Origin of the sequence: Caballeronia glathei, assembly GCF_000698595.1 — a bacterium.
GTDB classification, from domain to species: domain Bacteria; phylum Pseudomonadota; class Gammaproteobacteria; order Burkholderiales; family Burkholderiaceae; genus Caballeronia; species Caballeronia glathei.
This window is the reverse complement of sequence record NZ_JFHC01000101.1, coordinates 1-19,814: the sequence shown is the minus strand read 5'-3', so window position 1 is coordinate 19,814 and position 19,814 is coordinate 1. Positions and strand designations below refer to the sequence as shown.

Below are 19,814 nucleotides of genomic sequence, written 5' to 3'. Positions count from 1 at the left end.
CGGCTCGCAGGTGCCGATGAAGCGCCCGGGCCAGCCCGCCGAGCTCGCTGCCGTGTACGTGATGCTCGCCTCCGACGAAGCCAGTTACGTGTCCGGCGCGACCGTCGCCGTGACGGGCGGCAAGCCGATCATCTGAAGCGCGGGCACGAGCGCGAGCCGGCGTATCATGGCCGCTCTTTCTGATCGAGCGCAGCCATGCAAATTCTCGTCGATGCCGACGCCTGCCCCGCCGTCGTCAAGGACATCCTGTTCCGGGCGGCGGCGCGCGTGGAGGTCTGCGTGACGCTCGTCGCGAACCAGTACCTGCGCACGCCGCCGTCGCGCTTCATCCGGTCGGTGCAGGTGGGCGCGGGGTTCGACGTGGCGGACGCGCGCATCGTCGAGATGGCCGCGGCGGGCGACCTCGTGATCACCGCCGATATTCCGCTCGCGGCCGGCGCGCTCGGCAAGGGCGCGCACGCGCTCGATCCGCGCGGCGAGTGGTTCAGCGCGGAGAACATCGAGGAGCGGCTCACGATCCGCTCGATGATGGACCAGCTGCGCAGCACGGGCGTCGATACGGGCGGGCCGTCGCCCTACAGCCCGCGCGACGGGAAGAATTTCGCGGCCCAGCTCGACCGGTTTCTCGCCCGGCAGCGCAAGGCGCCCGCCGCCGGTTGACGCACTTCGACTCTGTCCGACGATGCCCACTGACGCACCATTCACCATCCGCCGTCTGGCGGCCGCCGACGCGAACGCCTACCGCGAGATCCGTCTCGAAGGATTGCAGCGCCATCCCGAAGGCTTCGGCGCTTCCTACGACGACGAAACGTTGCAGCCTCTCGCCTGGTTCGAAGCGCGCATCACGGAGCACGCGGTATTCGGCGGCTGGCTCGCCGGCAGGATGCTCGCCGGTGTCGCGGGACTTCTGGTTCCCGAGGGCGCGAAACTCAGGCACAAGGGCGTGCTGTGGGGGATGTACGTGCGCCCGGCGGCGCGCGGCACCGGACTGGGCGCGGCGCTCGTCGAGCGGGTGCTCGCGCATGCGCGGGGCGTGGTCGAGGAGGTGCAGCTCGTGGTCGCGCCGGAGAACGAGGCCGCCATCCGCCTCTACCGCTCGGCGGGCTTCGAGGAGTACGCGCGGGAGCCGCGCTCGTTGAAGATCGACGGCCGCTATTACGATTCGGTGCTGATGACGCCGCCTTTCCGGCGCGGCTGACCCACTGCGGCTGCGAGGCCGCGAACGTTCGGCCCTTGCCGGATTTGCCGTCGCCACGCCGTTCCGTGCGGAACGCCCCCGGCCCGACGCCGCGCGGCACCTTTCGCCGCTTCCTTTCAAAATCACGTCGTCCGGGCGGGCCGGCATTGCGCGAGCACCTGGCGGGCATAGCCTGATTCTGTCAAATCCTTGCCTGATCCTGCAAAGGAAACGTGCCGGCGCAAGCGAAATCGCGCTCGCGCGAGTAAGCTATCCGCACTCCGTTTCCAGGTGAAATTATGGCTCTGAACGACCGGGCGGACCCCGCCAGTGACACGCCGCAGCACGACGCGCAGCAAGTGCCGCACGCGCCGGATGCGTCGCTCGATCACGCGCGGCTCGAACTCGTGGCGCTCCTCGACCGCTTCACCGAGGGTTGCGAAGGCACGGTCGAAACGGCCGTGCCGGGTTTTTTCGTGCATCGCATCATGAACCCGGGCGGGCCGAAGCCCGGCATCCAGACGCCCGTGCTCGGCCTGATCGCGCAGGGCTCGAAGCGCGTGATGGTCGGCGACGAGGTGTATGTCTACGACCCGATGCACTATCTGGTGTCGTCGGTGGATCTGCCGGTGATGGGGCAGGTGACCGTCGCGAGCGCGACCGAGCCGTATCTCGGGCTGCGGCTCGACCTCGACGTCGAGGAGATCACCGAGCTGATCCGCGACGAGAAGCTGCCGCCCGCCGCGCACTCGGACGCGTCGCGCGGCCTCTACGTGAACCGTCTCGGCGCGCCGATGCTCGATGCGGTGCTGCGCCTTCTGCGCCTGCTCGACACGCCCGAGGACATTCCGATCCTCGCGCCGCTCGTCAAGCGCGAGATCCTCTACCGGCTGCTGATGAACGGGCAGGGTGCGCGCCTGCGCCAGATCGCGCTCACCGACAGCCAGACGCAGCGCATCGCGAAGGCGATTCTCCTTCTGCGCCAGAATTTCGACCAGCCGCTGCGCGTCGAGGCAATCGCGCGCGACGTGCACATGAGCGTGTCGTCGCTGCATCACCATTTCAAGGCCGTCACCGCGATGAGCCCGTTGCAGTACCAGAAGCAGTTGCGCCTGCAGGAGGCGCGCCGGCTGATGCTGCTCGATATGGCCGACGCCGCGACGGCCGCGCACCGGGTCGGCTACGAGAGCGCGTCGCAGTTCAGCCGCGAGTACAGCCGCCTCTTCGGCGCGCCGCCGTTGCGTGACACGCGCCGCTGGCGCGATGCCGCGGGCGCATGATGTCGAAGGCGCCCGCTGGCGTGTGATGGTAAAAGACCGGCCGGAGCATGATGTCGAGGCGACGTGGCGCATGATGTCAGGGTCGTGACGGTGCGCAGGCGCTGGCGCATCGATTTTTTTCTTCATCCGCGGAATACCGCAGCGCTTTCATTCGTTCTACGGGTACTTCACCAGAGGGGACATGAAATGAAGAAGCAAATCCTGATGGCCGCAACGGCCGGCTTCCTGTGTGCGTCCGTGAGCGTGTTCGCGGCGACGCCGAAAGTATCGAACGGCATGATGGTCGATGAAAACGGCATGACGCTCTACACCTTCGACAAGGACACCGCGGGCAGCCCGAGCGCCTGCACGGGCGGCTGCGCGACGGCCTGGCCGGCGGACATGGCGAGCAGCTCCGACAAGCCGAGCGGCGACTGGACGCTGGTGCCGGCCGACGGCGGCAAGCAGTGGGCGTACAAGGGCAAGCGCGTCTACCGCTTCACCAAGGACACGAAGCCGGGCGAGGCGAACGGCGACAACTTCCGCGACGTCTGGCACGTCATCAAGCCCTGAGGACCCGATCTCGGGAGAACAGATATGAAGCAGTCGGCGGGAATCCTCGCGCTCGTCTGCGCGCTCGCCCTGGCTTTTGCCGGGGCAGGCTGCGCGGGCAACACGGCGGGCGGCTCGGGCGGTTCGTCGAGCGGCAATGCAACGAGTTCAGGCGGAAGCTACTGACCATGCGCCCTGGCTCAGCTTCATCGGGCGGCGGTTCTTGAGCTTCGAGGCCGAACTTGTCGTGCATCTTCCGCAGTTGCGGCGCTATGCGCGCGCGCTGACGGGAGATCGCGCCTGGGCCGACGATCTCGTTCAGGACGCGACCGAGCGCGCGCTCGGTCGCGCGAAGGCCTTTCGCGCCGGCACCAACCTGCGCGCGTGGCTTTTCACGATCATGCGCAATCTGTACATCGACCAGTTGCGCGGGCGGCGCGACATCGCCGTCGACGACGAAACCGCGCCGTGGCGGCAGATGGCCGCGCCGACAGGCGAAGTCGACGGGCTCGTGCTGCGCGACGTGCAGCGCGCGCTGTACCTGCTCCCAGCCGAGCAGCGCGAGGTGATGCTGCTCGTGTGCGTCGAGGAAATGACTTATCAGGAGGCGTCCGTGGTGTTGAACGTGCCGGCCGGAACCGTGATGTCGCGGCTTTCGCGAGCGCGCGAACACATGCGCGTCCTCCTCGGAGAGGAGCCGGGCCACAACAAGCCTTCCTCGCTCAAGGTGGTGAGCCGGCTATGACCAACCAGACGCATCCGGACGAAGGGCACGAACTGCAGGCGCTGTCGGCTTATGTCGACGGCGAGCTGCCGGCCGCCGAGCGGGCCGCGGTGGCCGAGCGGATCGCGAGCGACACCGCGAGCGCCGCGACGGTCAGGGCCTACGAGGCGCAGGACAACGCGCTGCGCGCGCTCTTCGCGGGCAATTCCGAGCCGCAGGTCGTGGTGATGCGCCCGCGCGCGCGCCAGCGTTATCTGATGGCGGCGTGCTGGCTCGTGGTCGGCGTGGCGTGCGGCTATCTGCTGCACATGCTGCTGCCCGCACTCGCCGAGGACCGCCCGCAGTTCGCGCAGCGCGCCGACATCGCCTATGCGGTCTACGCGCCGGAACAGCGCCACGCGGTGGAAGTGGCGGCCTCGCAGCAGGATCATCTCGTCACCTGGCTGTCGAAGCGGCTCAACCGCACGCTGACGATTCCGTCGCTGACCGAGTACGGCTTTCAGCTCGTCGGCGGCAGGCTGCTTCCGGGCGAGGACGGGCCCGCCGCGCAGTTCATGTACCAGAATGCGGACGGCGAGCGGCTCACGCTCTACATGGCGATCGTCACGCGCAGTCAGTCGAAGATCAAGATGCTGCGCGACGGGCCTCGCACGACCTACTACTGGGCGACCGATCGCGTAGGCTACGCGCTCTCCGGACAGATCGGCGAGGCCAAGTTGCAGGCGATCGCCTACGACACCTGCCGCGAACTCGGCGGCGATCCGAAGGAGTGGTAGCAGGGCGTCGCCGCTCATGGCGCGTGGCGCGAACAGGCAAAAGCCGGGACATGTCCCGGCTTTTTTACGTCGGCGTCAATAGTAGTGATGGGGCGGCGGCGCATGGTGATACTGCGGCGGATGGCGGCGCTCCCACTCGCTGCGTGCCCAGTAGCGGTGGCCGTCCCAGTAGCGGTCGCCATGCCAGCCGCGTGCGACGGTGTGCACGTATCCCGGGCGGTGGTCATCGGCGGACGCAATGTTCATCATGCCCATGCCGAGCGCGGCGGCAAGCGATGCGAGCAGCAAACCTTTCTTCGTCTTGTTCATGGTGTTTTCTCCAGTCGGTTGTTTGAAGCGTGCTCAATAGCGGTAGTAGTCGCGATGATGGTGATACCCATCACCAGCGGGCACGACGATACAGCCGGACAGCGCGCTGCCGAGCAACACGCTGAGCGCTGCGAGGATCGCTAGTTTTTTCATTGGTTTCTCCGTGTGAATCCGTGAAGCCAATTTAGCGATTCGCAAAATGACAAGCCGTGTGCGTTTGTAAGTAATCGTGTGGTTTGAAATGATTGCCGGCGGGTGCAATGCGTGTCGTCGAGACGCACGATTGCGCGCGTGATGCGGCGCGCGCGAGCATGCGAATTGCGCGGAAACCATTGATTCGCTTGCGTTTGGCCGCGTGGCCGCGCGCGGCGTGCCGCCGCGCGCGGCGTCTCGCTGCGTGCGCAAGTCGTAGCGCGCGATGCACGCGGTCGCGCCTCGCGCGATACGACTTGCGCGGCGCGGATACAAATCGGTAATGAGCGCGCCGTTCATCAACGCATTCACAAGCGGCGCTTGTCAGTCTCGCAAGCTGTGGGGATCTAATCGCGGGGCGCGCAAGCGGCTAGCATCGCGGCATCTGATGGCTTTAGCGAACCCATGCCGTGCAACTGAAGAAATTCATTCCACCGATTACCGTCGTCCTCATCTGGACCGGCAACAACATCGTCACCAAATTGTCCGCAGGCGCCGTCGATCCCGGCAGCATGTCGTTCCTGCGCTGGCTGCTCGCGTGGATCGTGATCGCGCCTTTCGTGCTGCCGTCCGCGTGGCGGCAGCGCCGCGAGATCGCGCCGCATCTGCCGAAGCTCGCCATCTTAAGTCTCCTCGGTCTCGCCATGTATCAGGGGCTTGGCTACTACGCGGCGAAGACGATGTCGGCGACGAACATCGGCCTGTTCATTTCGTTCATTCCGCTCTTCACGCTCGGGCTGAGCGTCGTCGCGCTGCGCGCGTGGCCGACCGTGACGTCGATGATCGGCGCCCTGGTCTCGCTGTGCGGCGTGATCTGGCTGCTGAGCCGGGGTGATCCGGTGTCGCTGCGCAGCCACGGGATCGGCATCGGAGAAGGGATGATGCTCGTCGCGAGCCTTGCCTACGCGCTCTACAACGTGCTCCTGCGCAAATGGCCGGTGCCGCTCACGAACTGGACATCGCTCTTCATGCAGGTGACTTTCGCCGTGCTCCTGCTGCTTCCGCTCAAGCTGCTGTCGCAGCCTGTCGCGCTGACGCCGGGCGGGCTGATGATGATTGCCTACGCGGGCATCGGGGCGTCGGTGATCGTGCCGTTCATGTGGCTCGCGGGCACAGCGGCGATCGGCCCGGCGGGCATGACGAGCTTCACGAACCTCGTGCCGGTGACGACGGCGCTCGCTTCGGTGGTGTTTCTCGGCGAGGAGCTTCATGGCTACCATTTCGTCGGCGGGGGGCTTGCGCTGATGGGCGTCATCCTCACGCAACTGCGGCCGGGACGCGTCGAGCCGCAGCGTCCTCGAAGGGTAGAAAGCCGGGCCGTCGACGTTGTGCTGCAAACACCGACGCACCGGCGCGGAGAAAGCCGCGTTCCCGACAGGAACGCGAGCGAGCCGGCAGAAAAGAACTCAAACGAACAGGCAGAAAAAGTCGGTTGAGGCGAATGATGGGCTGCCCTATCGTCGATGCGTGAACCGTGATCCAGCCATCAACCATGTTCGACCGGTCGAATTGCCGGGTCGAAGCACAATCCGATGAACCCCGCAGGCCTGGGGCGCATGTTTCCCGAACTGCTGCCAAGGCTGTGGGAGCATGCATTGCGCCTTTCCCGCGACCCGCGCGACGCCGAGGAACTCGTGCAGCAGGCCTGTGCGCGCGCGCTGGAAACTGCACACGAGCTCATGGCCGACACGTCGCCGCTCAACTGGATGCTTTCGCTCGTGCACTCGATGTGGATCAGCGACCCGCGCGCTCGGGACATACGCGGCGCAATCGCCATGAAGCCGTGTGAGCGTGCGGCCGCAGCGGACCCGGCCGCCATGCTGGAGCGGGTCGTGACGGCCGTCGACGAGTTGCCTGACGGCGAGCGCGCCGTCGTGCTGCTGGTCGATGCCGAAAAGCGCGATCATCACGAGGCGGCGAAGATTCTCGACGTGCCGGTGGCGACGGTCAGGAGCCGCCTGTGGCATGCCCGGCAAACCGTGGAAAGACGATGCTCCGGCCGCGAGCACGAAGACGCGCCAGCCGGCTGATCGCGCCGACCACGCGAGTCAGCCGGCGTTGCAGACGCCGGGCCCTTGCGCTAAACTACGATTAAACGAGTCGGAGTGAACATGTCGCATATCAGCACGGGCGTCGAGTATGCGCTGCATTGCATGCTGTATCTGGCGGAGCGCCATCAGGGCGTGCGCGAGGCGAGCGTGCGGGATCTGGCAGATCTGCAGGGCGTGCCGGTGGAGTACGTCGCCAAGCTCTTTACCAAGCTGCACAAGGCTGGCCTCGTCGTTGCCACGGAGGGCGCGCGCGGCGGCTTCGCGCTCGCGCGTCCGGCGGAGCAGATCAGCGCGCTCGATGTCGTCGATGCGATCGACGGCGCGAAACCCCTCTTCGAATGCCGCGAAATTCGCGCGCGCTGCGCCGTCTTCGACGACGAGCCGCCTCCCTGGGCCACGAGCGGCGTCTGTGCGATTCACGCGGTCATGAAGAACGCGGAAAAGCGCATGCGCGAAGCGCTCGCGGGCGACAACCTGGCCGACCTTGCGGAACGGGTCACATCGAAGGCGCCGCGCACGTTCGGGCCGCAGGTGGTGAAATGGCTCGAAGACCGGTCGGCGGGACGCCGCGCGCCGCGGCAATGATGTCCGCCCGCTGGCGCCGTGTACGGAAACACGCGGGCAAGCGTCAGCGAACGATCTTCGGCTTCACGTCGGGCGTGAGCGCGACGCCCACCACGCGGCCGTCGCGCACGCCGCACCTGCTGTCCACGCGGGTCCATTGCGGCTTGCCGCGCGCCTTCGCGAAGGCGCGCATGATGACGATCGTATCGACCGGAATCGGATTGCCGACGCTGAAAACCGGCGAGTCGCTCTCGATCTTCGCGCTCAGCACGCGGCGATCCGGCACGATGAACGTGTCGTACTTCGGCGTGAACTCGACCCAGTGGTCGAATGCGGCCACGCATCGCACGACGGCGCTCGGCACGTGCATGCGGGTGAGATAGTCGTAGTCCTTCGACAGTTCGGGCGTTTCCTGTGCGTGTACCGCCTGGTACACGCAGAAGGGAAGCAACAACGCGAGGAGCGGAAAGAGGGCTTTCATGCGATTGAGCGAAGCGAGGGGATTCGAAACAGCGTGATCCGACGAGGGCCGAGTATACCGTGTGATGAATTCACGCGACAGCGACGTGCGCCGAAAAGTGCCTGTTTTCAGGCCCTTTTGTCTGGATTGAGCCATGATCGCCTGCGCGATGTATGCTTTCATTCTCATGACAGCATGGAGAGCGGCGATGAGATCGGTGCGATGGGCGTCGGAGGACGGCAGCGGGCTCGAGCATCTCGAGTTCGATGCGCAGCCTGAGGGCTTCGTGGTGGAGAGCGTGCTTGCGGGCGACCGCTTCGAGGGCGAGTACGGCCTGATCTACCGTGTCGAGTGCGATGTGCACTGGCGGGTCACGCGCGTCGTGATGAAGCTCGCGGGCGGCGGCACGCTCGAACTGCTCGGCGACACGAACGGCAACTGGACGGATGGCAGCGGCGCGCCGCGCGACGACCTGAAGGGCTGCATCGATATCGACATCTCCGCGACACCGTTCACCAACACGCTGCCCATTCGCCGCCTCGGGCTGAACAAGGACGAGCGCCGCGTGATCCGCGTCGTGTACATCGCGGTGCCCGCGATGACGGTCGAGGCCGTCGAGCAGGCCTACACGTGCCTCGAGCCAGACCGGCTGTACCGCTACGAAGGCATCTTCAGGCAGTTCACGGCCGAGCTTCCCGTCGACGAAGACGGCCTCGTCATCGACTATCCCACGCTCTTTCGCCGCGTGACGAACTAGCGCCGCCCGGCCGCCGCGTCACGGCGCGTCCTTACCCTTGAGCGACAGCCGCGGCGACAGCGACCATAATACGGCTCATCACAACCCGAACCGCATCACTCCAATGACCGACCTCACGCAAATCCAGTCCGCGCCCCGCCTGACGAGCCTTTCGCACGGCGGCGGCTGTGGCTGCAAGATCGCGCCGGGCGTCCTCGCGGACCTGCTCAGGCGCACGGTGCCGATGCCCGCGTTTCCCGACCTGCTGGTCGGCAACGACACCGCCGACGACGCCGCCGTCTACCGGATCAACGACGAGCAGGCGATCGTCGCCACGACGGACTTCTTCATGCCGATCGTCGACGACCCGTTCGATTTCGGCCGCATCGCCGCGACCAACGCGCTCTCCGATGTGTACGCGATGGGCGGCAAGCCGATCCTCGCGCTTGCGCTCGTCGGCATGCCGATCAACGTGTTGCCGCACGAGGTGATCGCGGCCATCCTGAAGGGCGGCGAGTCGGTCTGCGCGGACGCGGGCATCCCCGTCGCGGGTGGCCATTCGATCGATTCGGTCGAGCCGATCTACGGCCTCGCGGCGCTGGGACTCGTGCACCCCGGCCGCGTGAAGCGCAACGCCTCGGCGCGTGCGGGTGACGTGCTCGTGCTCGGCAAGCCGCTCGGTGTCGGCGTGCTCTCGGCGGCGCTGAAGAAGGAACAGCTCGACGCCGAAGGCTACGCCGCGATGATCGCCGCGACGACCAAGCTCAACCGCCCGGGCACCGCGCTCGCGCAACTCGACGGCGTGCATGCACTGACCGACGTGACCGGCTTCGGCCTGCTCGGCCATACGCTCGAACTGAGCCGCGGCGCGAAGCTCACCGCGCGCATCCGCCATGCGGACCTGCCGTGGCTGCCGAACGTCGAGGCGTTTGCGAAGGCGGGCGTGTTCACCGGTGCGTCGGGCCGCAACTGGAGTGCGTACGGCGCCGACGTCACGCTCGGCTCCTCGCTCGATGATGTGGCACGCGTTCTGCTGACCGATCCGCAGACCTCGGGCGGCCTTCTCGTGTCGTGCGCGCCGGAGTCGGTAGACGAGGTGCTCGCGATTTTCCGTGCCGACGGCTTCAATGAAGCGGCCGTGATCGGCGAAATGGTGGATGGAGCGAGCCGTGTCGAAGTGATCTGAGCGGCTCGAACACCCGGGAGCACCATGAACGAAGAATCGCCGAAGGCCGTCTTTTACGCGCTCGCCGCCAACTTCGGCATCGCCGTGTGCAAGTACGGCGCCGCCGCGTTCACGGGTTCGGGCTCGATGTTCGCCGAGGCGATTCATTCCACCGCCGACTGCGGGAACCAGCTGCTCCTGCTCTTCGGACTGAAGCGCGCGCAAAGGCCCGCCAACGCGCTCCATCCGCTCGGCTCGGGCCGCGAGATCTACTTCTATTCACTGGTCGTCGCGTTGCTGCTGTTCTTCGTCGGCGGCGCGTTTTCCGTCTATGAGGGCCTGCACCGCATGGTGCATCACGAGCCGCTCACCAGTCCGCTCGTCGCGCTCGTGATCCTGGGGGTGTCGGTGGTGCTCGAGGCATTTTCGCTCGCGGGTGCGCTGCGCGAGATCCGCAAGAGCGCGCCGAACAAGACGCTGTGGCGCTGGTTCCGCGAGACACGCGAATCGGAGCTGCTCGTTGTCGCCGGCGAAGACGTCGCGGCGCTCGCCGGTCTTGCAATCGCGTTCTGCGCCGTCCTCATGACGATGATCACGGGCAATCCGGTCTACGATGCCGCGGGGTCGATCGGCGTCGGCGTGCTGCTGATGGTGGTGGCGTATGTCGTCGCGCGCGAGGTGAAGTCGATGATCGTCGGCGAATCCGCGAGCCCGGAAGTGCGCAAGGCGATCGACGCGCATCTGCGCGCGCGCCCCGAAATTCTCGGCATCATCAGCCTGATCACGTTGCAATGGGGCAGGCACGTCGTGGTCGCCGTGCAGGCGGAAATGATCGACTACGCGAGCGGGCGCGCGATGATCGATGCGATCAACGTGATCGAGGAAGACCTGCAAACCGTCTTCCCGGAAGTGCGCTGGGTGTTCTTCGAGCCTGACATCGCACGCGACCGCGCTCAGCCGGCGAACATGCTATAGAGGCGGGCTGGCGCGCGAAGTGCTACGCACACGGCGCAATGGACGCACTTGAAGCACGTGAAGCACCTGAAGCGCAAGGTCGCGAAACGCTCCGGACGTGGGCCATCGCCTGATCCGGCATGCATGATCCGCACGTTTCATCATCGCGGATAGGGCGTTGTTATTCTGTGCGAACCTGGCGGTCGGCAGCATTCGTTCCGGCTTCGCCAGGCGGTTGCGCGGTACCTTTGGTCGCAACCTGCGCCGCACGAAACGCGCCGCTTCGCATCATGTTCCTGAATTCCTGAAGAGACACTCCGGCTTATGCGCAAATTCCTCATCGTCGGCTTTCTTCTCGTTATGTGCGGCGTGTTGTGCGCACGCGCGAACGCCGCTCCCGACAACGCGAACACGCCCAATCCCGCGCCGGTCTCACTCACGCCGCAGCAGGCCCACGATGCGCTCACGGTCTTGAGCGACCCCGTGCGCCGTTCGCAGGTGGAGAACACGCTGCGCGCCGTGGCCGCTGCGGGCGCGCTCGCAGCGCCGCCTCAGGCCGCGTCGGCGAGTGCCGCATCCGGCAGTGCGTCGGCGGTGCCGGCGAACGCCGCCTCGAGCGTGCTCGCGAAGTCGCTGACGAACAACGGACTCGCCTCGCTGCTAACGCGTCAGGCCGGGCACTGGTTCGTGCAGATCGGCACGGGGCTGCGCCATTCGGTGTCCGCGCTGCTCGACTTCGGCTCGGTCGCGCGCTGGTGGCGCGAGCGCACTGCAACCGACGACGGCCGCGATCTCGTCATGCATGTTGCATGGACGGTGCTGCTTTCGCTCGTTCCGTCACTGCTTTTCGAATTCACGGTCGCGCGCATGATGCGGCGCCCGCGCGCGAAGATCGCGGCGCGCGGTGTCGTCAATGTCGACGATACGAAGCCCGAGCTCGCGCAGGAAGAACGCGCCGCCATGCGCGCGCAGGCGACGGCGGAGCGCATCGGCGATGAGACGGCGCTGCACGTCGCGGAGAAAAAGACCGATACGGTGCGCGGGCGGCGCCATGCCGCGCGTCACTGGACGCTGCTCCAGCGCCTGCCGAGCGCGCTCCTCTACGCGTTCTTCTCGATCGTGCCGCTCCTTGCGTTCATGGCCGCGGCGGCGCTCCTGATATCGATATTCATCGACGAGGGCACGGCCGACGCGCGCGTCGCGGGCGCGCTGATCGACGTCTATCTCGTGTGCCGCGTGATCCAGATCCTGAGCGGCTTTTTCGTCGCGCCCGATGCACCGGGGCTGCGCCTGATCCAGATGCGCGACGAATCCGCGTCGTTCACGCACGACTGGGTCGTGCGCATCGTCTGCGTGGCGGGCGCGGGCGTGGCGCTCGCGAACGCCATGGAGCCGCTCGGCCTCTCCGACGACGCGCACATCGCGATCCTGAAGGCCGTATCGCTCGTCGTGCACGTGATGATCGCCTTCGTGATCTTCCAGTGCCGCAAGCCCGTTGCCGCCCGCATCCGCGAACGCGCGCAGTTCCATCGTTCGTTCGCGCTCGTCGGCAACTGGCTCGCCGATATCTGGGCCGGTATCGCGATCTTCTTCGTGCTCGCACTCTGGTTCGTCTGGGCGCTCGACGTGCAGCACGGCTACCAGACACTGTTCCATCTCGGCGGCGTGTCGGTCATCGTGCTGGTGGCGGCGCGCGTCGTGGCGATCGTCGCGTTCGGCGCGCTCGGGCGCATCTTCCACAGCGAAGCCGGCGCGGACGATTCGGAGCAGTCGATCGCCTATCGCCATGCGTACGGCTACTACCCGTTCATGCGGGGCGTCGTGCAGACGGTGATCGCGGCCGCGACCGTCATTGCGCTTTTTCAGGTGTGGGGCCTGCACGTGCTGCAGTTCTTCACTTCGGGCGGCGTCGGCAACCGGCTCGCATCGGCGCTCGTCACGATTGTCGTGGCTGCGCTGTTCGCGGTGCTCGTCTGGGAAGCGGCGAACGTGATGGTCGAGCGGCGGCTCGCGCAGTGGACGGAAAGCGGCGACCGCCTGCGCGCCGCCCGCCTGCGCACGCTGCTGCCGATGATGCGCTCCGCGCTCTTCATCGTGATCGCGATGGTCGTCGTGCTCACGGGCTTAAGCGAGATCGGCGTGAACACGGGGCCACTGCTCGCGAGCGCGAGCATCTTCGGCGTCGCGCTCGGCTTCGGTTCGCAGAAGCTCGTGCAGGACCTGATCACCGGGATCTTTCTGCTGATGGAAAACGCGATGCAGGTCGGCGACTGGGTCACGCTCGCGGGCGTGTCGGGCACGGTCGAGTATCTGTCGATCCGCACGGTGCGCCTGCGCGGCGGCGACGGGTCGCTCTACACGGTGCCGTTCAGCTCGGTGTCCACGGTGAACAACACGAACCGGGGCATCGGCAACGCGGCGGTGCGCGTCTCCATCGCGATGGGCGAGGACGTCGACCTGGCGATCTCGACGCTCAAGGAGATCGGCACGGCGTTGCGGGAAGACGACGCGTTCAAGGATGGAATCCTGTCGGATTTCAGCTTCTGGGGCGTCGATGCGGTGGACGGTTCGACGGTCACGCTCGCAGGCCAGATTCAGTGCCGCGACAGCGCGCGCTGGCCGGTGCAGCGCGAGTTCAACCGGCGCATCCTCAACGAGTTCACCGCGCGCGGCATCGAGATCGCGAACCCGCAGCGCAACTTCGTGATCGTGAACGGCGGCGAGCCGCCTTTGGCCGCCGGTATCGACGAAGCCACGGCCGACCAGCGTGCCGAGCCCTCGAAGGCAGCGCAGCATCCGACGCCCGAAGCCGCCGCCGATCAGCGCGGCGGGCGCACGAGTACCGGCGAGCCTTCGAATGCGCCGCCGCTGCGCTCGAATCCGAGCCGCTCGTAGAACGCTTCGAGCGCGCCGGGGCCGGGTGCGTCGCGGTCGCGCGCGGGCGCATGCGTGCCATCGCTTTTGGGTCCGAGCGGGCGCGGCACGAGCGTGAGCATCACGCGATGCCGGTCCGCAAGCGCCACGAGCCTTTCCATCGCGGCGCGCGCATGGCCGCGATGATGCTCGCCCTCGGACCAGAGCGCTTCGAGCGCGACCGCGCGATCGCCCGTTTCCTCGAGCCACATCTCCACCTGCTGCTCCTCCTCGACGTGCGTGCGGCGAAACGCTTCGATCATCGCGGCGGCAGCGGTGGCGGCGGGCTCGGGGCGCATGGACATGAATGCTCCAATCGAAAGCATTCACTATACGCGCGGTGCGTGCGGCTGCCGTCGTGTCGCTTCTATAATCAGGCACCGCGCGCCGCGTGCGCGCGCCGGTCAACTGCACAACTACAACGGTAGCGTCGAGATGAAGAGAGTCGTGAAGTCGTTCAGGCGAGCGCTTTCGTGCGTGGGCGCAACGGGGCTCGCAGCGGCCGCCTTGTGCATGGCAGTACCCGCACCCGCGCGTGCGCAGGGCGAGGCGGCGAGGCCCGTCAAGGTGATGATCGTGTCGATGTTCGCGCCCGAGGCGAAGGTCTGGCTCGACAGGCTGGGACCGTGGCAGTCCGTTCCGGTGCCGGGCCTCTCGCCGGACTATCCCGACGTGAAGTGCAACAGCCACGACGTCTGCGTGATGACGACCGGCATGGGGCACTCGAACGCGGCCGCATCGCTGATGGCGCTGACCTTCTCCGACAGGCTGGACCTGCGCCGCAGCTACTTCCTCGTCGCGGGCATCGCGGGCATCGACCCGCTGCGCGGCACGGTCGGCTCGGCGGCGTGGGCGAAGTATCTCGTCGATTTCGGCATCCAGTGGGAACTCGATGCGCGCGAGAAGCCCGCGTCGTGGCCGAGCGGCTTTCTCGGCATCAACACGAAGCATCCCGGGCAAAAGCCGCCGCTCGACTACAAGACCGAAGTCGCGCAACTGAATTCCGATCTCGCGGATGCCGCGTACGGGCTCTCGCGCAACGTCGAGCTTGCCGACAGCAAGGAGGCGCAGGCCGCGCGCGCGAAGTTCTCGTATGCGCCGGCCAACAAGCCGCCGAAGGTGATCCAGTGCGACACGCTCGCGGGCGACACGTGGTGGTCCGGCAAGTACATCGGCGAACGGGCGCGGGTCTGGACGCAGCAGATGACCGACGGCCACGGCGTGTACTGCACGACGCAGCAGGAAGACAACGCGACCTACGAAGCGCTCAAGCGCGCGGCGAGCACGCATCGCGTGGATCTCGCCCGCGTCGCGGTGCTGCGCACCGGCTCGGACTTCGATCGCCCCTACGAGGGGCAAACGGCCGAGGACAACCTCGTGAACTACGCGTCGCAGGGCGGCTTCGCGCCCGCGCTCGAGAACCTGTATCGCGCGGGCAATCCGCTCGTGCAGGAGATCGTCACGCACTGGAGCGACTGGCAGAACGGCGTGCCGCGCCGCTAGGCGGCACCGCAATGCGCTGCTTGCGCGTCCGTATATCCGCATTGGCGATTTCGAAAGGAAAATCGCTTCGTAGACCGCCGCGAACCCGCCTTCTATGATGTGCTTCACTTGAATCAGGAGAGGGCGATGACCTGTCTGCACACGCACTGTCGGCGCTCGGCCGATGCCTAGTACCGAGGCTCGCTAGCCTCCGCTTTCCTTCATCCCCGGTTGTCTTGCGCATCCCGCGTATGTCACGCATCCCGCTTGCGCTGCGTGCGGGATGCGCTCGCCCTTCAATCAGCCAATACGAGCCGATCATGACCATTGCCACCACCGCCTTGCGCGGCCTGTCCCGGCGCCTGCGCATCGCCGCCGTTTTCCTTGCCGCGGCCGCCACGCTGCCGTTTGCTTCGCCGTCGTTCGCCGACAGCGCGCCGCTGAAGATCGGCACCGCGACGAGCCCGCAGATCGATGCACTGAAGATCGCCGTGCGCGAAGCGAAGGAGCAGGGCCTCGACGTGAAGCTGATTGAATTCACCGACTGGAACACGCCCAACGCCGCGCTCGCGAACAAGGACATCGACGTCAACTATTTCCAGCACGTGCCGTTTCTCGAGAACGCGAAGAAGCAGGGCGGCTACGATTTCGTCGCCATTGCGCCGGGCACGATCATGAAGATCGGCCTCTATTCGAAGAAGGTGAAGCGCTTCGACGAGTTGAAGGACGGCGCGACCGTCGCGATCGCGAACGACCCGGTGAACGGCGGGCGCGGCCTGCTGTTGCTGCAGCGCGCGGGTCTCATCAAGCTCAAGCCCGGCGCCGACTATCGTGCGACCACGCTCGACATCGTCGAGAACCCGAAGCATCTGAAGATCGTCCAGCTCGAAGCGTCGCAACTCGCGCGCTCGCTCGACGACGTCGATCTCGCGCAGGGCTATCCGAGCTTCATCAAGCTCGCGGGCACGGCGGACCCGAACAGCGCGCTGCTCTTCGACGGCGTCGAGAACAAGCTGTTCGCGATCCAGTGGGTCGTGAGGCCTGAGAGCGCCAACGATCCGCGCATCCGCAAGTTCATCACGATCTATCAGCACTCGCCAGCGGTGCGCGCGGCGCTCGACAAGGCATTCGGCACGCTCTACGCGGTCGCCTGGTAACTTCTTCGACGGAGGGATCACGTCATGTCGGATCTGATCATCGACGAAGCGCGCGTGGACGCGGCAAGCGCCGCGCCCGCGTACGGCGAAGCGAAGAGCGTGGTGTTCGAGCGCGTCGGCAAGGTGTTCGGCGGCGGGACCGCGGCGCTCGCGGACGTCGATCTCGCGGTGGCGCGCGGCGAAGTGTTCGGCATCATCGGGCGCAGCGGCGCGGGCAAGTCGACGCTCCTGCGGCTCGTGAACGGCCTTGAGAAGCCGTCGAGCGGCGCCGTGTGCGTGAACGGCGTATCGGTCGGCACGCTCGACGAACGCGCGCTCGTCGCGCTGCGGCGGCGCATCGGCATGGTGTTCCAGCATTTCAACCTGCTCTCCGCGAAGACGGTGCGCGAGAACATCGCGCTGCCGCTGAAGATCGCCGGGGCGCGGAAGCGCGCAATCGACGAGAAGGTCGATGCGCTGCTCGAACTCGTCGGCCTGACGGCGAAGCGCGACGCGTATCCACGGAGCCTCTCGGGCGGGCAGAAGCAGCGCGTGGGCATCGCGCGGGCGCTGGTGCACGACCCCGATCTCCTGCTCTGCGACGAAGCGACGTCCGCGCTCGATCCCGAGACCACGCAGCAGATTCTCGCGCTCCTCTCCGACATCAACCGGCGGCTCGGGCTGACCATCGTCCTCATCACGCACGAAATGGCCGTGATTCGCGAAGTCTGCGACTCGGTCGCGGTGATCGAGGCGGGACAGGTGGTCGAGACGGGGCCGGTGTGGCGCGTGTTCGGCGATCCGCAGCACGATGCGACGCAGGCGCTCCTGCGCACGCTCGTGCACGGCCTGCCCGCCGATCTGGCGGCCCGGCTCGACCGCGCGCCGCGTCACGGCGCCGACGTCCTGCTCGACGTGCGCTATACCGGTGAGTCGCGCCACGAGCCCGATCTCGGCTCGCTTGCCGTGGCGCTCGGCGCGCTCGGCGGCCGCGTGAACTTCGTGCATGGCGGCATCGACCGGATCCAGGGGCACGCGCAGGGGCGGCTCGTTGTGTCGGCGCAACTGCGCGCGAGCGGCGCCGATGCCGCCGGGCTGCGCGCGCACGTCGATGCGCTCGTGGCCGGCGCGCGCCGTCACGCGGACAAAGTGGAGGTGCTTGGCTATGTTTGAGATCTGGCTGCCTGAATTCGTCGCGGCGATTCGCGACACCGTCGTGATGGTCGGCGTGTCGGCGCTGATCGCGCTCGTCGCGGGCATTCCGCTCGCGCTCGTGCTGGTCACAACCACGCGCGGCGGCATTTTCGAGCGGCCCGCCGTGAATTCGGCGCTCGGCTCGCTCGTGAACGCCTTTCGCTCGACGCCGTTCATCATCCTGCTCGTCGCGCTCCTGCCGCTCACGCGGCTTCTCGTCGGCACGACGATCGGCGTGTGGGCCGCGATCGTGCCGCTTTCCATCGCCGCGATTCCGTTTTTCGCGCGCATTGCGGAAGTGAGCCTGCGCGAAGTGGACCGCGGGCTCATCGAGGCCGCGCAGGCGATGGGCGCCGAGCGCCGTCATATCATCTGGCATGTGCTGCTGCCGGAGGCGCTGCCGGGCATTCTCGGCGGCTTCACGATCACGGTGGTCGCGATGATCGGCTCGTCGGCGATGGCGGGCGCGGTCGGCGCGGGCGGGCTCGGCGACCTCGCGATCCGCTACGGTTACCAGCGCTTCGACACGACCGTGATGGTGACGGTCATCGTGTTGCTGATCGCGATCGTGAGCATCGTGCAGTGGGGCGGCGATCGCCTCGTGCGCAGAATCGTGCGGCGCACGGGATAATGGCGATGTATCGCACAGACTCTGGAGAGCGCATGAATGCCCCTCGCCGCAGTGACGGCCCCGGTTTGACCGACGTGATCGACGCATTGCGCGAAACCGCCGAACGGCGCGATCGCGAGGGCGGCCACGCGGCGCGCGAAAAGCAGCTGATCGCCGACGTGGGGCTGCTCACCATTGCGGTGCCGCGCGCATACGGCGGCGAAGGCGCGCGCTGGGTCGACGTGTACGAGACGATCCGCGCGATCGCGCGCGTCGACAGCGCGCTCGCGCACCTGCTCGGCTTCACGTGCCTGCAGGTGGTCAGCGTGACCGTGTGGGGCAACGAGGCGCAGCGCGAGCGCTATCTGCGCGGCACGGTCGAGAACCGCTGGTGGTGGGGCAATGCGGTCAATCCGCTCGATACGCGGCTCATCGCGCACGCAACGCAGGGCGGCGGCTACCGGATCAGCGGACAGAAGGGCTTCTGTTCCGGCACCCGCGGCTCGCAGATGATGACGCTTTCCGCGCACGACCCGGCAACGGGCAAGCCGGTTTTCGCCGTCGTGCCGACGACCCGCGCCGGCATCACCGTCCACGACGACTGGAACCCGGTCGGCCAGCGGCAGACCGACAGCGGCAGCGTTTCATTCGACGACGTCGAGCTTCATCCCGACGAAGTGCTGCATCGCTCGGAAGCGCCGCCGTCGCCGCGGGCGACGCTGCGCACGCTCGTGTCGCAGCTCGTGCTGACCAACCTGTTCGTCGGCATCGCGGAAGGGGCGCTTCGCGAAGCGAGCGACTATGTCGCGAAACACGGCCGGCCGTGGATCCACTCGAACGTCGAGCGCGCCGCCGATGATCCCTACCAGCTTCATCGTTTCGCCGAGATGCGGTTGAAGACGCTCGCCGCAGAAGCGCTCGCCACGCGCGCCGCGCAGGCGCTCGACACCGCCTGGGAGCGCGGCGACGCGCTCACCGCCGACGAACGCGCGCGCGTGGCACTGGCGGTCGCCGAGGCGAAGGTGCTGGCTCACCGCGCGGCGCTCGACGTGAGCGAGGCGCTATTCGACGCGTGCGGCGCGCGGGCGACGCATGCGGGTCTCGCGCTCGACCGCTTCTGGCGCAATGCGCGGGTGCATACGTTGCACGATCCGCTCGACTACAAACTGAGGGATATTGGCCGCTTCGCGATTGCCGGCACGTTGCCCGAGGCGAATCTCTACAGCTGAGGCGGCTGAATTCGCACATTCGGCTCTCCGGCCAGCCTCCTGAACGTTTCAAATCCTCAAGTCACGCCGGGTACTCAACCCGGCGTTTCAATCCTGCGCGCATTTAATTCCGCGCTGTCAACCGAGTGGCGAATCACCCGTTTTTGTCGCTGTGATTCGCTTCTTTTTTGTCTTCCATACGGCCCGATTTAATCGTTTTCAGCCATAAAACATTAAGAGGGCCCGGTTATTTTTTCCTGTTACAAAGACCCGAAAAAGTTACCGATACGGGGTGTTGTTTTCCGTAAAAATATTATTGAGACGCCCTTGCTTTCCCGTCTGACGGTACTTA

Annotated in this window: 24 protein-coding genes; 20 read left to right on the top strand and 4 right to left on the bottom strand. The window is 66.7% G+C overall.

The window, feature by feature from the left end; all coding sequences use genetic code 11:
- The 8 genes from BG61_RS40810 to BG61_RS34830 form a co-directional block, all read left to right on the top strand.
- Positions 1 to 136 (top strand): SDR family oxidoreductase (locus BG61_RS40810; RefSeq protein WP_152565266.1); only part of this gene is annotated, 136 nt, incomplete at its 5' end.
- A 59-nt stretch (positions 137 to 195) separates the two neighbouring features.
- On the top strand, positions 196 to 660 hold the full coding sequence (locus BG61_RS34855; protein WP_035940112.1) for a YaiI/YqxD family protein: 465 nt from the start codon (positions 196 to 198) through the stop codon (positions 658 to 660).
- A 22-nt stretch (positions 661 to 682) separates the two neighbouring features.
- Positions 683 to 1,198 carry a GNAT family N-acetyltransferase gene (locus BG61_RS34850; RefSeq protein WP_035940114.1) on the top strand — a complete coding sequence of 172 codons (516 nt, stop codon included), beginning with the start codon at positions 683 to 685 and terminating at the stop codon, positions 1,196 to 1,198.
- A 278-nt stretch (positions 1,199 to 1,476) separates the two neighbouring features.
- Positions 1,477 to 2,457 carry an AraC family transcriptional regulator gene (locus BG61_RS34845; protein WP_035940116.1) on the top strand — a complete coding sequence of 327 codons (981 nt, stop codon included), beginning with the start codon at positions 1,477 to 1,479 and terminating at the stop codon, positions 2,455 to 2,457.
- A 186-nt stretch (positions 2,458 to 2,643) separates the two neighbouring features.
- Positions 2,644 to 3,009, top strand: coding sequence for a COG4315 family predicted lipoprotein (locus BG61_RS34840; protein ID WP_035940118.1), 366 nt, complete (start codon positions 2,644 to 2,646; stop codon positions 3,007 to 3,009).
- Between the two features lie 24 nt (positions 3,010 to 3,033).
- Complete coding sequence (locus BG61_RS43040; protein ID WP_158447144.1) at positions 3,034 to 3,174, top strand: hypothetical protein; 141 nt, start codon at positions 3,034 to 3,036, stop codon at positions 3,172 to 3,174.
- 37 nt (positions 3,175 to 3,211) lie between these two features.
- A complete protein-coding gene (locus BG61_RS34835; RefSeq protein ID WP_035940121.1) occupies positions 3,212 to 3,733 on the top strand; it encodes an RNA polymerase sigma factor in 522 nt (173 codons plus the stop codon).
- Positions 3,730 to 4,488 (top strand): anti-sigma factor family protein, encoded by a 759-nt coding sequence (locus BG61_RS34830; RefSeq protein ID WP_035940123.1) that lies wholly within the window; start codon positions 3,730 to 3,732, stop codon positions 4,486 to 4,488. The genes BG61_RS34835 and BG61_RS34830 overlap by 4 nt, the downstream gene beginning before the upstream one ends.
- 75 nt (positions 4,489 to 4,563) lie before the next feature.
- Here the strand turns inward: BG61_RS34830 and BG61_RS34825 are convergent, their stop codons facing one another.
- Positions 4,564 to 4,797 (bottom strand): hypothetical protein, encoded by a 234-nt coding sequence (locus BG61_RS34825; RefSeq protein ID WP_035940125.1) that lies wholly within the window; start codon positions 4,795 to 4,797, stop codon positions 4,564 to 4,566.
- A 33-nt stretch (positions 4,798 to 4,830) separates the two neighbouring features.
- Entirely contained in the window at positions 4,831 to 5,289 is a 459-nt protein-coding gene (locus BG61_RS43465) for a hypothetical protein (RefSeq protein ID WP_129572343.1), read from the bottom strand.
- 110 nt (positions 5,290 to 5,399) lie between these two features.
- Here BG61_RS43465 and BG61_RS34815 point away from each other — a divergent pair, with 110 nt between their 5' ends.
- From BG61_RS34815 to BG61_RS34805, 3 genes are all read left to right on the top strand, one after another.
- Positions 5,400 to 6,425 (top strand): DMT family transporter, encoded by a 1,026-nt coding sequence (locus tag BG61_RS34815; protein WP_063741164.1) that lies wholly within the window; start codon positions 5,400 to 5,402, stop codon positions 6,423 to 6,425.
- 96 nt (positions 6,426 to 6,521) lie between these two features.
- Complete coding sequence (locus tag BG61_RS34810; RefSeq protein WP_035940129.1) at positions 6,522 to 7,019, top strand: RNA polymerase sigma factor; 498 nt, start codon at positions 6,522 to 6,524, stop codon at positions 7,017 to 7,019.
- Between the two features lie 81 nt (positions 7,020 to 7,100).
- Positions 7,101 to 7,625: an RrF2 family transcriptional regulator gene (locus BG61_RS34805; RefSeq protein WP_035940133.1), complete on the top strand. Its 525-nt coding sequence runs from the start codon at positions 7,101 to 7,103 to the stop codon at positions 7,623 to 7,625.
- A gap of 43 nt (positions 7,626 to 7,668) precedes the next feature.
- Here the strand turns inward: BG61_RS34805 and BG61_RS34800 are convergent, their stop codons facing one another.
- The gene (locus tag BG61_RS34800) at positions 7,669 to 8,085 is read right to left on the bottom strand and encodes a BspC domain-containing protein (RefSeq protein WP_035940135.1); all 417 of its coding nucleotides are present in this window, start codon (positions 8,083 to 8,085) and stop codon (positions 7,669 to 7,671) included.
- A gap of 187 nt (positions 8,086 to 8,272) precedes the next feature.
- Here BG61_RS34800 and BG61_RS34795 point away from each other — a divergent pair, with 187 nt between their 5' ends.
- The 4 genes from BG61_RS34795 (at position 8,273) to BG61_RS34780 (ending at position 13,814) form a co-directional block, all read left to right on the top strand.
- A complete protein-coding gene (locus BG61_RS34795; protein WP_035940173.1) occupies positions 8,273 to 8,821 on the top strand; it encodes a putative glycolipid-binding domain-containing protein in 549 nt (182 codons plus the stop codon).
- Between the two features lie 103 nt (positions 8,822 to 8,924).
- On the top strand, positions 8,925 to 9,986 hold the full coding sequence (gene selD / locus BG61_RS34790) for a selenide, water dikinase SelD (protein WP_035940137.1): 1,062 nt from the start codon (positions 8,925 to 8,927) through the stop codon (positions 9,984 to 9,986).
- Between the two features lie 24 nt (positions 9,987 to 10,010).
- Positions 10,011 to 10,940: a cation diffusion facilitator family transporter gene (locus BG61_RS34785; RefSeq protein ID WP_035940138.1), complete on the top strand. Its 930-nt coding sequence runs from the start codon at positions 10,011 to 10,013 to the stop codon at positions 10,938 to 10,940.
- A 303-nt stretch (positions 10,941 to 11,243) separates the two neighbouring features.
- Positions 11,244 to 13,814 carry a mechanosensitive ion channel family protein gene (locus BG61_RS34780; RefSeq protein ID WP_035940139.1) on the top strand — a complete coding sequence of 857 codons (2,571 nt, stop codon included), beginning with the start codon at positions 11,244 to 11,246 and terminating at the stop codon, positions 13,812 to 13,814.
- On the opposite strand, the gene BG61_RS34775 is transcribed toward BG61_RS34780, so the two are convergent.
- Positions 13,739 to 14,137 (bottom strand): hypothetical protein, encoded by a 399-nt coding sequence (locus tag BG61_RS34775; RefSeq protein ID WP_129572344.1) that lies wholly within the window; start codon positions 14,135 to 14,137, stop codon positions 13,739 to 13,741. The genes BG61_RS34780 and BG61_RS34775 overlap by 76 nt on opposite strands.
- 208 nt (positions 14,138 to 14,345) lie before the next feature.
- Here BG61_RS34775 and BG61_RS34770 point away from each other — a divergent pair, with 208 nt between their 5' ends.
- From BG61_RS34770 to BG61_RS34750, 5 genes are all read left to right on the top strand, one after another.
- Positions 14,346 to 15,335, top strand: coding sequence for a purine-nucleoside phosphorylase (locus BG61_RS34770; protein ID WP_051673004.1), 990 nt, complete (start codon positions 14,346 to 14,348; stop codon positions 15,333 to 15,335).
- Between the two features lie 299 nt (positions 15,336 to 15,634).
- On the top strand, positions 15,635 to 16,471 hold the full coding sequence (locus BG61_RS34765) for a MetQ/NlpA family ABC transporter substrate-binding protein (protein ID WP_035940144.1): 837 nt from the start codon (positions 15,635 to 15,637) through the stop codon (positions 16,469 to 16,471).
- Between the two features lie 24 nt (positions 16,472 to 16,495).
- Entirely contained in the window at positions 16,496 to 17,623 is a 1,128-nt protein-coding gene (locus BG61_RS34760; protein WP_035940146.1) for a methionine ABC transporter ATP-binding protein, read from the top strand.
- Entirely contained in the window at positions 17,616 to 18,275 is a 660-nt protein-coding gene (locus BG61_RS34755; protein ID WP_035940148.1) for a methionine ABC transporter permease, read from the top strand. Before BG61_RS34760 ends, BG61_RS34755 begins: the two co-directional genes overlap by 8 nt.
- Positions 18,276 to 18,307: 32 nt before the next feature.
- Positions 18,308 to 19,483 carry an acyl-CoA dehydrogenase family protein gene (locus BG61_RS34750; RefSeq protein WP_035940150.1) on the top strand — a complete coding sequence of 392 codons (1,176 nt, stop codon included), beginning with the start codon at positions 18,308 to 18,310 and terminating at the stop codon, positions 19,481 to 19,483.
- Positions 19,484 to 19,814 lie beyond the last annotated feature (331 nt).